Raw genomic sequence first — 13,594 nt, 5'->3', positions numbered from 1 at the left:
CGTGCGCGGGTGATCACTATAGCCGCGCGACTACGGGCGTCCCGGACGTGGGAGAATGGCGAGGTTTGCGACGAAAGGGCACGTGATGGCTGAACTCTCCGACCGGCTGCAGGCCGACATGGTGGCCGCGATGAAGGCGCACGACGAGATCACCAAGTCGACGCTGCGGATGGCGATCGCCGCGATCAAGACCGAGCAGGTGGCCGGTGCCGAGGCCCGGGAGCTGTCCGACTCCGAGGTGGTGGCGGTCCTGAACCGGGAGGTCGCCAAGCGCCGCGATTCCGCCGAGGCCTACACGGCCGGCCGGCGTCCGGAACTGGCCGCGAAGGAACTCGCGGAGGTCGAGGTGCTGCAGCGCTACCTTCCGGCCGCGCTGACCGAGGCCGAACTGGACGCGATCGTCGCCGAGGAGGTGGACGCTGCCGCGACGCAGCTGGGCGCGGCCCCCACGATGAGGCAGATGGGCCTGGTGATCAAGGCCGTGAACGCCCGCGCGGCCGGCCGCGCCGAAGGTGCGAAGGTTGCCGCCAAGGTGAAGGCCGCCCTCTCCTGACCTCCCGGGCTGCCGGGCCCGCACGGTACCGGGCTCACCACCATCCCTGGCGCCGGGCCCAGCGCAGCAGGACCAGCGACAGCGCGATCATCACCGCCAACAGGATGCCCAGCCACAGCCAGTCGGTGGACTGGTTGACGATCACGTTCATGCCCAGCACCGAGCTGATCGCCGTCACGGGCAGGGTGATCGCCGCGATCACGGCGAGCCGTTCGGCAGCGATCGTCATCTTGGTGTCGGTCCTGGCCCGGTAGTACTCGGTGACTCCGGACAGGTAGTCCAGCTGGCTGGAGGTGATCCTGCTCAGCCTGTCGTAGGCGTCCTTGTTGTCGCGCAGCACTTTGCGCACGCCCGCGTCGGTCTCGCCCATCAGTCCGATCGCCCTGCCGTAGATCTCCGCGGTCTGCATGGTCATCGTGCGGACGGTGAGCAGCGCGTGCCGGGTGTGGAAGAGCTCCTCGAGGAACGCCTGGGGGCTGTTGTCCCCGGCGTGGCCGAGGACCTGCTGCTCGAGCCCGCCGACCTCTCTGGCGAGCCGGTTGACGTAGCGCTCCTCCGTGATCGCCAGCGCGTTCGCGATCCGGTGGGCCGCCGCCCACGGCCCGGAGGGCAGATAGCGACCCGAGAGCATCCGGTCGGCCAGCTCGTCGGTCTCCTCCAGCAGTCGTTCCAGCGGCACCTCGAGGTTGCGCGGACCGTGGGTGGTGATCAGGGCGCCGGTGGACACGAACAGGTCGAGTTCGAGGTAGTGCATGTGGCCCCCGAGGCCGGCCTCCGGCCGGAGCAGGACGAGGAACAGGGTCTCGCCGTACGCGTGCAGACGTGGCAGGTGGTTGCGTTCGACGACGTCGGAGACGGCGGCCGGATGGGCACCGAACGCCTCGGCCAGGAGCGCGGCGGTCTGTTCGTCGGGCTCGGGGACGTCCAGCCACAACCAGCCGGACGGGTCCGCGAGCAGCATGGGGACCTCCGCCTCGGTCCGCGTCGTCACCGATCCGGACGCACGATCGACCCAGAGCAACCGTTGGACCGCCATGCCCACACCTTAGGCGGGCCGGTACCTCCAGAAAGCGGGCACCATTACCGCCACGAGCAGGGTGAACAGGACCACGAGCAGGCCGCCGCCGCCGCTCGCCCACGCCGTGCCGAGAGCCCCCGCGGCGTAGCCGTGCAGGGTGTCGGCGATCCGGGGGCCGCCGGCGACCACGACGATGAACACGCCCTGGAGACGGCCGCGGACGGCGTCGTCGGCAGCACTGAGCAGCATCGCGTTCCGGAACGAGGAGGACGCCATGTCGGCCGCGCCGCCGACGATCAGCATCGTGATCGCGGCGACGAGCATGGGCACCCGCCAGGCCGGGGCGAAGGCGACGGCGAGCCCGAACCCCGCGATCGCCGCGCCCCAGGCGAGAACGCAGTAGATCACCGCGCGCCCCTGCCGCTCGACCAGCGACACCCACCCCGAGAACACGCCGCCGAGCACGGCGCCGATCGGGATGGCCGCGTAGAGCAGTGCGAACTCCGTCCCACCCTCCACCGGGCCGCCGAACGACAGGTGCGCGATCTCGGGGAACAGCGCCCGCGGCATGCCGAACACCATGGCGATCAGGTCGACCAGGAACGACACCAGCAGCACCGGCTGCCAGCGCAGGTAGGCGAAGCCGTCGATCACCGAGCGCAGCCCCGGTGATCCCTGGCGGTTCTCCACCGGCAGGGACGGCAGCAGCCAGACGGCGAAGAGCGTGGCCAGGAGCGTGACCGTGTCGATCAGGTAGAGCCAGGAGTAGCCCAGGACAGGAATCAGGATTCCGCCGACCATCGGGCCGGCGATCGCCCCGGCCTGGGCCACGGTCATGTTCAGCGCGCTCGCCGCCGGCAGTTGCGCCGCGGGGAGGATCTTCGGCAGCACCGCGCTGCGGGTCGGCTGGTTCACCCCGAAGCAGGCCTGCTGGAACGCGAACAGCCCCAGCAGAACCCATACGTTGTCGAGGCCGAGCGCCGCCTGCGCCCAGAACAGCGCGCTGGTGGCGATCAGCCCGAAGGTGGTGATCTGCAGCAGGAGCCGACGGTCGAAGTGGTCGGCGAGGGCGCCACCCCACAGGCCGAACACGATCAGCGGCACGAGGCCGAAGATGCCGGTCAGGCCCACGTAGGCGGAGTCGTTGGTGATCGCGTAGATCTGCGCGGGCACCGCCACGACCGTCAACTGGGCCCCGATGACCGTGATGATGTTCGCCTGCCACAGCCGGCGGAAATGGGGGCTGGCCAGGGGTGCGGTGTCTGCGAAGAGTCCTCGGATGCCTGCCACGAGCGGGCACTCTACGATGCCCACCCGGGCCGTGCCAGCAACTGGGACGCGGCCGGTCAGCCCGGCGAGAGCCGGTAGCGCCCCACGGTCTCGTACCCGGCGCCGCCCGGCAACAGGCGGGAACGGAGCAGCACGAACTCCTCGACCGTCCACGCGGCGCCGGGAACGGCGTCCAGGACGGTCAGCCAGCGCCTCGCCCTGGTCGGACCCGAGCGGGCGATGGTGAGGTGGGGTCGGAATCGTGCCCCGTCCACCGCGATCCCGCAGCCGGCGGCGGCGTTCCGGCAGCGGCGGGCCAGCCGCCCGAGCGGCTCCACGCCCTCCACGACGCCCAGCCAGAGCGCCCTGGCGTGGTCGGGGTCGGGAAACGCTCCTCCGCCGGACACGGCGATGCCGAAGGACGTCGTTCGTGCGGCGACGTCGGCCAGCGCCTCCTCCAGCGGTTCGCTGAGCTGCGGCGGGACGGAGGCCATGAAGGCGCAGGTCACGTGCCAGCCCCCGGCGAGGGTCCACCGGAAGCCGGGTTCGGCGTCGCGGCGAGGCTCGAGGAACGACTCCCAGCTCTCCACGACCGCCGGCGGTGGCAGGACGGCCACGAACAGGCGATCACCCGCAGCGGCCATTCTCGTCCTCCCTCTCCGGGGCGTCGGCGGGCCATGAGTCCCGTCGCGGCGAGGGTCGCACGAATGCGTGCACGCGCTGCACGGATGTGCACACCTGTGCGCCCGTCGCGGCGGCGGACGGCCATATGAGAGCGTATGACAATCCGACTCGTCTTCGGAGGAAGAAGCTCATGCCCACAGCCCGCTGGCCGACCTATGTCGCCCTGTCGGTGCTGTGGGGACTGGTCCTGGTCGCGACCCGCGGGGTCGTCGCAGGCAGGGGCTGGGCATTGGCCGCCGTCCTCTGCGCGATCGTCCTGGCCGCTGCCACGGTGACGGTCAGCCATCTCACCGCTGAGGCGGGCCCCCTCACCGGCCCCTCCCGCCGGCTGCTGATCCTGGGCGCGGCCGTCGCCGTGCAGGACCTCGGGGTGTGCTACGCGCTGGAGCGGATCGGACTGGCCCAGACCGCGCTGGTCCTCGCTTCGCTGCCCCTGTTCGCCACCTTGACCGGGCAGCTGCTGGGAGCGGACAGCATCACGGGGGCGGCAGCCGCGGGTCTCGGTGCCGGCTTCCTCGGGGTGCTCCTGGTCGCCATGTTCCCTGCGGACGGTGGCAGCTGGAACTTCATCGGCGGCGTCCTCGCCGGTCTCGTCGCCGCGCTGGCCGGAGGATTCGGCGTGCGCTACGCCGCCCTCCGCTTCCCCGGCCGCGCCGAGCCGACGGCGGCGGGGCACGGGATGGCCGCCGTGCTGGCATTGCCGCTCGTGGTCATGGCCGGGCCCTCCGGCAGCGGCTCCCCGTGGGCGTACCTGTGGCTGGTGCTGCTCGCGGTCGCGCTCGGCGCCGCCGACATCCTCACCGCCCGGCACTTTCCCGTCCCCCGCCGCGCCCTGCGGATGACCAGGGTCAAGCACTGCGGGCTGGTGGTCGCGGTGCTGGTGGGGGTGTGCCTGCAGCACGAGTCGCTCTCGACGGGTCAGGTGCTCGGCCTGGTGCTGCTGATGATCGCGGCCACCCTGGTGCTCGAAGTGCTCCCTGAGGACGCGTCCGCACGCTGGCTGCGCTGAGGCGCGTCCGGGGAGACAAGCCATAGGCTGCTGGCATGCCCGAGACGACCCCCGCGAGCGCCGAGCCGGCTCTGCCGGTCCCCTCGCCCCCGCTCCCTGCGACGACGGACGCGGAGCAGACAACCGTCGAGGCGGCGCCGGCCGCGGCCACTCCCCCGGTGCTGCCGAGACGGTCCGGCAAGCTCTCGGTGGATCTCAACCACCCCTTCGGCTGGGGTTTCACCGCCACCGTCGGCGCCCTCGTCGCCCTGGCCCTCGCCGGCGCGGTCTCCTCGCTGTCGACCGTGCTGGTCTCGATCGGTGTCGCCCTGTTCATCGCCCTTGCGCTCGACCCGCTGGTGCGGTTGCTCGAGCGCCACGGCATGTCCCGCGGCTTGAGCATCGTGATCGTGTTCGTGGCCTTCGCGCTGGTGATCGCGGGCATGCTCGCGCTGGTGGTGCCGACCGCGATCATCCAGATCACCCAGTTCGCCTCGGCGGTGCCGGGCTGGATCACCGACATCCAGAACGCCGAGTGGTTCAAGAACCTCGTCGCGGCGACGGGCCAGAGCGACCTGTACGCGACCGTGCTGAACCAGGCGCGCACCTGGCTGTCCGACCCGGCCAACCTGCTGGCGATCGGGGGCGGTGCGCTGGCGGTCGGCACCGGGGTCGTGAACGCCGTCTCCGGCACCCTGATCGTGCTCGCGCTCACCCTGTACTTCCTGGCCTCGCTGCGGACGATGCGGGACGCGGTGGTCCGGCTCGCCGCCGCGCACTCGCGTCCCCAGATCCGGGAGATCACCAACCAGGTCGCGGAGTCGGTCGGCGGCTACGTGTCCGGCATGGCGATCCTGGCGGTCTGCAACGCCGTGTTCGCCTTCATCGTCCTGACCATCGTCGGGGTGCCGTTCGCCGCGCTGCTGGCCGTGCTCGCCCTGATGATCACAATGATCCCGATGGTCGGGTCGGTGCTGTTCTGGCTGCTGGCGACCTCGGTGGCGTTGTTCACCTCGTGGTGGGCGGCCATCATCTTCACCATCGTCTATTTCGCCTACATGCAGGTGGAGGCGTACATCATGACGCCGCGGGTGATGGGCAAGGCCGTCGACGTCCCCGGTTCCCTGGTGCTGATCGGCGCCCTCGTGGGCGCGACCCTGCTCGGGCTGCTCGGCGCGCTGATCGCCGTTCCGGTGACCGCGTCGCTGCTCATGATCGTGAAGACGGTGATCGTGCCGCGGCAGGACGCCAAGATCGAACCGGAGTGAGAGGAACGGCGCTGATGCAACTCGGAATGGTGGGACTCGGCCGGATGGGCGGCAACATGGCGGCCCGGCTGCGGTCGGCCGGCCACACCGTCATCGGCTACGACACCAACCCTGCGCTCTCCGACGTGCCCGACCTGGCCGGCCTGGTGGCGCGGCTCGGGGACGGTCCGCGGGTGGTGTGGGTGATGGTCCCGGTGCAGTTCCTGGACGGGGTGCTCGACGACCTCGCCGGCCGGCTCGGCGAGGGCGACATCGTGATCGACGGCGGCAACACGAAGTGGACGGGCGACCAGGCGCGGGCCGACCGGCTCGGCCGGCGGGGCGTCCACTTCATCGACTGCGGGGTGTCCGGCGGAGTCTGGGGCAAGGAGTACGGGTACGCGCTGATGTGCGGCGGCGACGCCGCCGACGTGGCGGTCGTCCAGCCGATCTTCGACGCCCTCAAGCCGGAGGGCGAGGTGGGCTTCGTCCATGCGGGCGGCCACGGGGCGGGACACTTCGCCAAGATGGTCCACAACGGCATCGAGTACTCGATGATGCAGGCCTACGCCGAGGGCTGGGAGCTGCTGGAGAAGGCGGAGGTGGTTCACGACGTGCCGGCGATCTTCGACAGCTGGCGCGAGGGCACGGTGATCCGGTCCTGGCTGTTGGACCTGATCGCGAGGGCGCTGTCGGACGATCCGCACCTGGAGAAGATCCGGGGCTACGCCGACGACTCCGGGGAGGGCCGCTGGACGGTGGACGCAGCCATCGACCTCGGCGTCCCCGTCCCCGCGCTCACGGCCGCGCTGTTCGCCCGCTTCGTCTCCCGCCAGGACGAGTCCCCGGCGATGAAGCTGGTCGCCGCGATGCGCAACCAGTTCGGCGGCCACGCCGTCCAGGCCGAGTCCCCCAGCCTCGGCGAGGTTTAGGAGACCGCTGAACAAGAGGTCCGGGAGACTGCCGAACAAGCAGGGCGGTCACAGGACGGCGACGACGATCCCCGCGGTCGACGGGAGCTGGTCGAAGGCCATCAGTTCGGTCGGGGTGTCGGCGAGGCCCACCGTGCGTCCGACCAGGCGGGATGGATCCAGGACGCCGGACGCGACGAGGTCGAGCAGCGGCGGGTAGTCCGACGCCGCCATCCCGTGGCTGCCGACCACCTCGAGTTCCTGGGCGATCACCGGCCCCCAGGGCAACGGTGCGTCAGCGTGATCGGCGAGCATCAGGCCGACCTGGACGTGACGTCCTCGACGACGCAGCCCCCGGATCCCGGCCGCGGCCGTCGCGGCGGTACCGACCGCGTCCATGCTGACGTGCGCCCCGCCGCCGGTCTCCCTGCGGACGGTCGCCGGATCGGCGTCGGCGAGCAGCACGTCCGCGCCGAGCTCACCGGCCCTCGCCCTGGCTGTCGCCGACGGATCGACGGCGATCACGTGGGCGCCGAGCGCCCGGGCGACGAGCACCGCCGACAGCCCGACCCCGCCGCAGCCGACCAGCAGCATCCACTCCCCCGCAGCCAGCCGGCTCTGCACGGTCAGCGCGTGGTAGGCGGTCGCGAAACGACAGCCCAGCGCGGCCGCGGTGATCAGGTCGACCGCGTCAGGGAGCCGGACGGCATTGAAGTCGGCGGCCCTGACCACCACCTTCTCCGCGAACGAGCCCGGATGGGTGAAGCCGGGCTGGGTCTGGTCGGGGCACACCTGGGCCTGCCCCGCGCGGCACCACTCGCAGCGGCCGCAGCCGTTCACGAAGGGCGCCGTGACCCTGTCTCCGACGGCGAACCCGTGCACCAGCGGCCCCACCTGCGCCACCGTTCCGGCGAACTCGTGGCCCGGAACCATCGGCAGGGGCACCGGGTCGTGCCCGCGCCACGCGTGCCAGTCCGACCGGCACACCCCGGTGGCCCCGACGGCGACCACCACCCCGTCGTCGGGACAATCGGGTTCGGGGACGTCGACGAGCCGTGGCGGTTCGCCGTAGCGGGAGTAGACCACTGCGTGCACGTCCGCTGTCCTACCAGTTCCGGCGCACGCGGGGCGACGGTGTCCGTGCCCGGCGCCGGGATCAGGTGCCGGTGGTGCCGACGATCACCTCGGACAGCCACCCGCCGAGCAGACCCAGCGTGTCAGGCATGAAGTCGTCGGGGTCGGCCGCGATCGCCGCGGCGAGGGACTCCGGTGAGACCCATTCGCCTCCCGCGACCTCCTCGGGCTGCCAGTAGATCGGCCCCGCCCACGTGACCGTGTAGCAGAAGCCGTGGTAGCTGGTGTGGTCGTCGGCGTAGGAGCCGCTGGCGAGCGGGGTCAACGGGACGCCGGTGATCCCCAGTTCTTCGGCGAGTTCCCGCAGGGCGGCGGTGTCTGGGTCCTCGCCGGCGGCGATCACGCCTCCGGCGGCGAAGTCGCGGCGGCCGGGATAGACGTCCTTGGTGTTGGTGCGCCGGTGGACGTAGATCCGTCCGAGGGGATCCCGGACCACCACGGCGGTCGCGGCGTGGTGGAGGTTCTCGGCGCGCATCCGGGACCGGGGTGCGCTCCCGCACGCCTTCCCGTCCTCGTCGTACAGCGCCACGAGCTCGTCCACGGCCACAGCCTAGAACAGCGGGGGCGTCGGCGACGCGTCCTGGCCCGCCGGTTCCGCCTGCCGGCGGACGAGTACCACCGTGTCGTCGATCCGGGCGCGTTCGCCGTCCGGGCCGGTGGCGGGGCGGCCACGGACCTCGGCGACGACGACGTCCCACTGCTCCGCGGACAGGCCGAGTGCGGCGAGCTCGGAGGCGGGTGTGGGGAACTCGTGGTGGTGGGCGTCGAGCTGGGTGGCCCACGGCGGCGGAGCGGCGTGGGAGACCACGAGCAGGTGCCCGCCGGGACCGACCGCGGCGGCGGCGGCCTGCAGGATCGCGGTCCGGGCGAGCTCCACCGGTGACTGCAGGAAGGACGCGGTGACCAGGTCGTAGGGGCCGTCCGGGACGCCCTCGGCCAGATCCTGTGCGACCCAGGTGATCCGTGCCGGCGGGACCCCCGCGGACGCGGCCGCCGCCCGTCCGCGCTGGACAGCAATTGTCGATATGTCTACAGCCGTGACGATCCACCCGCGAGCGGCGAGCCAGATCGCGTCCCCGCCTTCGCCGCAGCCCAGGTCGAGCGCGCGTGCCGGCGCCAGGTCGGTCGCGACGTCCACCAGCGCCTGGTTGGCGCGTCCCGACCAGATCTTCGGACGTGTCGCGTACCGCTCGTCCCAGAACTCCGTGGCGGTCATCGCTGCTCCTCACCCGTGCCGACCCCGTCATGCTACGGCCGGTGCGATCTCCCGGGTCGGCGTAGGGTGCGAAGTAGGCCCGGAGCGATGAGGCGCGGGCGGGAGGAGTCGTCATGGACCGTTCGATCGTGATCAACCGGGAGTTCGGCAGCGGGGGACGCGAGATCGGCCGGCTGATCTGCGAACGCACCGGGATGCAGCTCTACGACACGCGGATCCTGCAGGAGGCCGCCGAACGTCGGGGCTTTCCGCACGACCTGCTGGAGACCTTCGACGAACGCGTCGCCGCCGGCTCCTACTTCGACCTGTCCCTGATCTCGGGGACCGACTCGGAGACCTTCTCCATCCCCTACCGCATGTACGGCGCCTTCGCCGAGGTGATCTCGGACGCCGCGCGCACCGCGCCCGCGGTCTTCATCGGGCGGTGCGCGGACAAGATCCTGCGGGACGCCAAGCTGCGCTTCCGCAGCGTCTTCATCTACAGCACCGACACCGAACGCAAGATCACCCGGGCCGTCGAGGTCGACGGGGTGGCTCCGAAGGACGCGGAGAAGTACATCGCGCGGATGGACAGGACGCGGGCCCGCTACCAGCAGTTCTTCACCAACACGAAGTTCGGCGACTACCGCGACTACGACCTCTGCCTGAACAGTGGCCGGCTCGGCTATGCGGGCTGCGTGGACATCATTCTCACGGCCGCGACCGCCGTCCCCGGCACGCCGGCCACGCCCGCTCCGGCGCAGCACCGGGACGGCCGCCCGTGAACCCGACTCGTCAGGCCTACGCCGCCGAGTTGGCTGCGCTGCCCCAGGACGCCTGGGCGGACTACCTGTCCGCGCGCAGCGGCCTGCCAGGTCCGCGGGCCAACCTCACCCTGCTCGACGCCGCCGCGGATCTGATGTCCGCGGAACTCGCGCTGAGGTTCGCCGAGGATGCCGACGAATACCTCGCCTGCTGCGGCGTGGCCACCCTCGGCCGACTGATCGTGGAGGATCCGGCCGCCTGCGGGCTGGTCGGCCTGCTCACCGGACGGTGCTGCGACGAGCGCTGGCGCGTCCGCGAGGCGTGCGCGATCGCGGCACAGCGGATCGGGGACGCGGATGCGCCACTGCTGCGCGGCCTCGTGGAGGCCTGGACGTCCTCCTCCGATGCCCTGGTGGTGCGGGCGGGCATCGCGGCGATCTGCGAGCCCCGGCTCCTGACGGACCCGCGCACGGCGGCCGCGGCCCTGGTCGCCTGCCGGCGCGCCACCGAACACCTGCTCGCCGTGCCGGCGTCCGCGCGGCGCGCGCCGGGCGTCCGGACGCTGCGCCAGGCGCTCGGCTACTGCTGGTCGGTCGCGGTCGCCGCCACTCCCGAGGCCGGACTGGCCGCCTTCGCCGCACTGCCCACCGATGATCCGGACGTCGCCTGGATCGTCCGGGAGAACCGGAAGAAGAGGCGGCTGACCGCACTGCTCGGGAGTTGACCCTTGAGCTACCTCACAGCACCTGCATAGGGTCAGGGTGGGACGGCACCCCCGCCGTCGGCAGACCTCGATGGAGAGGACCTTGCATGACACCCGCACTCCCCCGATCAGCACGCCTGCGCTGCACCGCCGCCATCCTGGGCGCGGTGCTCTCGCTCGGAGCCTTCACCGGCGTTCCCGCGCTCGCGGCGCCGTCCGGACATCCCACCCCGAAACCGGTCCCCGCCGCGCCCGATCTCGGGCCCAACGTCACGGTCTTCTCGCCCACCACGCCACTGGCCCTGATCCAGAGCACCCTCGACGCGCTCGCCGACCAGCAGCGCGACGCGGAGATGAGCACGGCGCGGCACGCGGTGGCCTTCCTCCCCGGGACCTATGGCACGACGGAACACCCGCTGCAGTTCGAAGTCGGGTACTACACCGAGGTGTTGGGACTGGGCGCCAGTCCGGGCGAGGTCACGATCAATGGCAGCATCGAGGTCTACAACCGCTGCCTCGACGACGCGGGCACCTCGAACTGCCTCGCCCTGGTCAACTTCTGGCGGACGCTGTCGAACCTGTCGCTCAACGTCATCAAGACCGGGCAGGACGGCTGCCGGCAGAGCGCGAACTTCTGGGCGGTGTCGCAGGCGGTCTCGCTGCGGCGGGTCCAGGTCAGTGGGGGCAGCCTCTCGCTGATGGACTACTGCACGGCGGGCCCGCAGTACGCCAGCGGCGGCTTCATCGCCGACTCGGTACTGCCGACGGTGGTGAACGGCTCCCAGCAGCAGTGGCTGATCCGCAACAGCACGGTCGGCAGCTGGAGCAACGCCGTGTGGAACCAGGTGTTCTCCGGCGTCACCGGCGCCCCCGATGACGCGACCTTCCCCGAGCCGCCGTACACGACGGTGGCCAGGACAGCGCTGAGCAGGGAGAAGCCGTACCTGTTCGTCGACGCGTCCGGCCGGTGGTTCGTCCGCGTCCCCTCCGCGCAGCGGAACTCGTCCGGGGTGTCCTGGGCGCACGGAACGACACCGGGGCGCAGCGTCCCGCTGTCGGACTTCTTCGTGGCGTGGCCGGGTACCCCGGTCGCACGGATCAACCAGGAGCTGGCCAGGGGCAGGAACCTCCTGCTCACGCCGGGCGTCTACGACATCGCCCGCGCGATCGAGGTCACCCGCCCGGACACCGTCGTGCTGGGTCTCGGGCACGCGACCCTCACCGCCGTTCGCGGCGCGACGCCGCTGAAGGTCTCCGGGCGGGCCGGGATCGTGGTGGCGGGCGTCACCATCGACGCGGGGACGAGGTTGTCGCCGGTGCTGCTGCAGGTGGGTGAGGGCCACGGCGGCGGCCGGTCGACCGAGCGCAACCCGCTCACGCTCAGCGACGTGTACTTCCGGATCGGCGGACCGCACGTCGGAAAGGCCGTCACGGCGCTGAAGATCAACGCCGGTCACGTACTCGTCGACCACACCTGGATCTGGCGGGCCGATCACGGCGAGGAGGGCTTCACGGCCGGGGAGAGCGGTGACACCGATCGTTGGCGGACCAACATCGGACGCTACGGGCTGGTCGTGAACGGCGACGACGTGACGATCACAGGGCTGTTCGCCGAGCACTTCCAGCGCTACAGCACGCTCTGGAACGGCGAACGCGGGCGGGTCGTCTTCTACCAGAACGAACTCGCCTACGACCCGCCGACGCAGGCCGACTGGACGCAGCCGGACGGGACTCCAGGCTTCCCCGGGTACAAGGTCTCCGACCGCGTGCGGGTGCACAGCCTCTCCGGTGGCGGTGTGTACGTGTACAACCGCAACAACCCCTCCATCGTCACCACGAGCGGCTTCGAGGTCCCGGCCAGGCCCAGGGTCACGCTGCACCACGTGATGACGGTCAACCTCGGCGCCGGCACGATCAGCCACGTCGTGAACGACACCGGTACGCAGGCCGACAACTCCAACACCGGCACCCCGCAGTTCGTGACGGACTACCCGACGCCCTGATCCTCACGAGGGGACGGTTCCTCCGTACCGGCCACGCGGGCACCGTCCCCTCGTGACGGGCACGGGGAACCGACCTCTCGTGGCGCCGGCCGCGGGTTCAGCGGTCGGGACGGTGGCGGAGGCGTTCCTTCTCCGCCAGCACGGCCCGGTGGGTCTCGCGCTCGCGGACCAACCAGTCGGGCGGGTCGGCGATCAGCTCACCGATCTGGTCCGCATCGAGAGCCTCGGTGACGCCGGCACGGACCAGGCCGGAACGGGACACGCCGAGCTTGCGGGCGACGACGTCGCGCGGGAAAGGGCCGTTGCGGCGCAGGTCGACGAGCCACTGGGGAGGATCCGCGCGCAGCGCCTCCAGCCCGGCCCTGCCGATGGGCGTGGTGCGGAACTCCTCGGGCGCTGCCGGCAGGTAGATGCCCAGCTTGGCCGCCGCCGTCACGGGCTTCATGGTCTGGCTCACCCGTTCAGCCTATCGGCGCCGCGCGATAGCCTGCGCTGGTGAGGACTCCCCCGGCTCCGGTCGCCCGCCTCCGCGTGGGCCATGTCCCCGGGGTGACCATGACGAAGTGGACGACGACCTGGCGGGAGCGGTTCCGCGGTGTGCCGCTGGAGGTCGTCGAGGTCGAGGAGGCCGACCAGCGCCGGGTCCTGGACGCCGGCGAGGTGGACCTGTGCTTCGTACGCCTGCCGGTGGTAACCAGTGGTCTGCACCTGATCCCGCTGTACGAGGAGACGCCGGTGGTCTGGGTCTCGAAGGAGCACGCGATCGCCGCTGTGGACGAGGTGACGCTCGCCGATCTGGAGCAGGAGAACGTCCTCACCCTTGCCGACCCGGACGGCGTCAACCAGGTCGCGCTCGAGGTGGCGGTGCTCCGGGTGCCGATGTCGGTGGCCCGCAGCCACAGCCGCCGCGACCTCACCTATCGTCCGGTGGTGGACGCCCCGTCCACCAGGATCGGGCTGGCGTGGCGGGCCGACGATCCGCACCCGCTCGCCGACGAGTTCATCGGCGTGGTCAGGGGGCGGACGGCGAACAGCTCGCGGACCGAACAGGAGCGCAGCGCCAGGCCCGACGCCGCGACGCAGGGGGCGACGCGTCCCCGGCGCCGGACCGGCCGCCGCCGCTG

The 13,594-nt window shown here is 71.5% G+C and carries 15 protein-coding genes; 8 read left to right on the top strand and 7 right to left on the bottom strand.

The annotated features are described in order from the left end of the window. The first annotated feature begins 85 nt into the window (after positions 1–85). Positions 86–553, top strand: a complete 468-nt coding sequence (locus tag QM633_RS04465; protein WP_415152527.1) for a GatB/YqeY domain-containing protein — start codon at positions 86–88, stop codon at positions 551–553. A gap of 34 nt (positions 554–587) precedes the next feature. On the opposite strand, the gene QM633_RS04460 is transcribed toward QM633_RS04465, so the two are convergent. Genes QM633_RS04460 through thpR form a run of 3 tightly spaced genes read right to left on the bottom strand, consistent with a single transcriptional unit; the run spans position 588 to position 3,484 of the window. Further along, positions 588–1,589 (bottom strand): CorA family divalent cation transporter, encoded by a 1,002-nt coding sequence (locus QM633_RS04460; RefSeq protein ID WP_415152526.1) that lies wholly within the window; start codon positions 1,587–1,589, stop codon positions 588–590. A gap of 9 nt (positions 1,590–1,598) precedes the next feature. After that, positions 1,599–2,861 carry an MFS transporter gene (locus QM633_RS04455; RefSeq protein WP_415152525.1) on the bottom strand — a complete coding sequence of 421 codons (1,263 nt, stop codon included), beginning with the start codon at positions 2,859–2,861 and terminating at the stop codon, positions 1,599–1,601. 56 nt (positions 2,862–2,917) lie between these two features. Then, a complete protein-coding gene (gene thpR, locus QM633_RS04450) occupies positions 2,918–3,484 on the bottom strand; it encodes an RNA 2',3'-cyclic phosphodiesterase (RefSeq protein ID WP_415152524.1) in 567 nt (188 codons plus the stop codon). Positions 3,485–3,654: 170 nt separating this feature from the next. Here thpR and QM633_RS04445 point away from each other — a divergent pair, with 170 nt between their 5' ends. The 3 genes from QM633_RS04445 to gnd are packed head-to-tail and all read left to right on the top strand — an operon-like array spanning position 3,655 to position 6,691. Continuing rightward, positions 3,655–4,533 carry a hypothetical protein gene (locus tag QM633_RS04445; RefSeq protein ID WP_415152523.1) on the top strand — a complete coding sequence of 293 codons (879 nt, stop codon included), beginning with the start codon at positions 3,655–3,657 and terminating at the stop codon, positions 4,531–4,533. Between the two features lie 35 nt (positions 4,534–4,568). After that, positions 4,569–5,780: an AI-2E family transporter gene (locus QM633_RS04440; protein ID WP_415152522.1), complete on the top strand. Its 1,212-nt coding sequence runs from the start codon at positions 4,569–4,571 to the stop codon at positions 5,778–5,780. Between the two features lie 14 nt (positions 5,781–5,794). Next, a complete protein-coding gene (gnd, locus tag QM633_RS04435) occupies positions 5,795–6,691 on the top strand; it encodes a phosphogluconate dehydrogenase (NAD(+)-dependent, decarboxylating) (RefSeq protein ID WP_415152521.1) in 897 nt (298 codons plus the stop codon). Positions 6,692–6,739: 48 nt separating this feature from the next. On the opposite strand, the gene QM633_RS04430 is transcribed toward gnd, so the two are convergent. From QM633_RS04430 to QM633_RS04420, 3 genes are all read right to left on the bottom strand, one after another. Next, on the bottom strand, positions 6,740–7,765 hold the full coding sequence (locus QM633_RS04430) for an alcohol dehydrogenase catalytic domain-containing protein (protein ID WP_415152520.1): 1,026 nt from the start codon (positions 7,763–7,765) through the stop codon (positions 6,740–6,742). Positions 7,766–7,826: 61 nt separating this feature from the next. After that, positions 7,827–8,345, bottom strand: coding sequence for an NUDIX hydrolase (locus tag QM633_RS04425; protein ID WP_415152519.1), 519 nt, complete (start codon positions 8,343–8,345; stop codon positions 7,827–7,829). A 9-nt stretch (positions 8,346–8,354) separates the two neighbouring features. Beyond that, a complete protein-coding gene (locus QM633_RS04420; protein ID WP_415152518.1) occupies positions 8,355–9,020 on the bottom strand; it encodes a class I SAM-dependent methyltransferase in 666 nt (221 codons plus the stop codon). A gap of 113 nt (positions 9,021–9,133) precedes the next feature. On the opposite strand from QM633_RS04420, the gene QM633_RS04415 reads away from it, so the two are divergent. From QM633_RS04415 to QM633_RS04405, 3 genes are all read left to right on the top strand, one after another. Continuing rightward, a complete protein-coding gene (locus QM633_RS04415; RefSeq protein WP_415152517.1) occupies positions 9,134–9,784 on the top strand; it encodes an AAA family ATPase in 651 nt (216 codons plus the stop codon). Then, positions 9,781–10,488: a HEAT repeat domain-containing protein gene (locus QM633_RS04410; RefSeq protein ID WP_415152516.1), complete on the top strand. Its 708-nt coding sequence runs from the start codon at positions 9,781–9,783 to the stop codon at positions 10,486–10,488. Before QM633_RS04415 ends, QM633_RS04410 begins: the two co-directional genes overlap by 4 nt. A gap of 86 nt (positions 10,489–10,574) precedes the next feature. After that, positions 10,575–12,470, top strand: a complete 1,896-nt coding sequence (locus tag QM633_RS04405) for a hypothetical protein (protein WP_415152515.1) — start codon at positions 10,575–10,577, stop codon at positions 12,468–12,470. Between the two features lie 97 nt (positions 12,471–12,567). Here the strand turns inward: QM633_RS04405 and QM633_RS04400 are convergent, their stop codons facing one another. Then, the gene (locus QM633_RS04400) at positions 12,568–12,927 is read right to left on the bottom strand and encodes a DUF5997 family protein (protein ID WP_415152514.1); all 360 of its coding nucleotides are present in this window, start codon (positions 12,925–12,927) and stop codon (positions 12,568–12,570) included. Between the two features lie 38 nt (positions 12,928–12,965). On the opposite strand from QM633_RS04400, the gene QM633_RS04395 reads away from it, so the two are divergent. After that, the coding region (locus QM633_RS04395; RefSeq protein ID WP_415152513.1) for a LysR substrate-binding domain-containing protein at positions 12,966–13,594 on the top strand (629 nt) is incomplete at its 3' end.

Origin of the sequence: Propionicimonas sp., from assembly GCF_047606205.1 — a bacterium.
Lineage (GTDB): Bacteria > Actinomycetota > Actinomycetes > Propionibacteriales > Propionibacteriaceae > Propionicimonas.
Note: the sequence above shows the minus strand (reverse complement) of the source record. Positions and strands in the feature narration are given on the sequence as shown.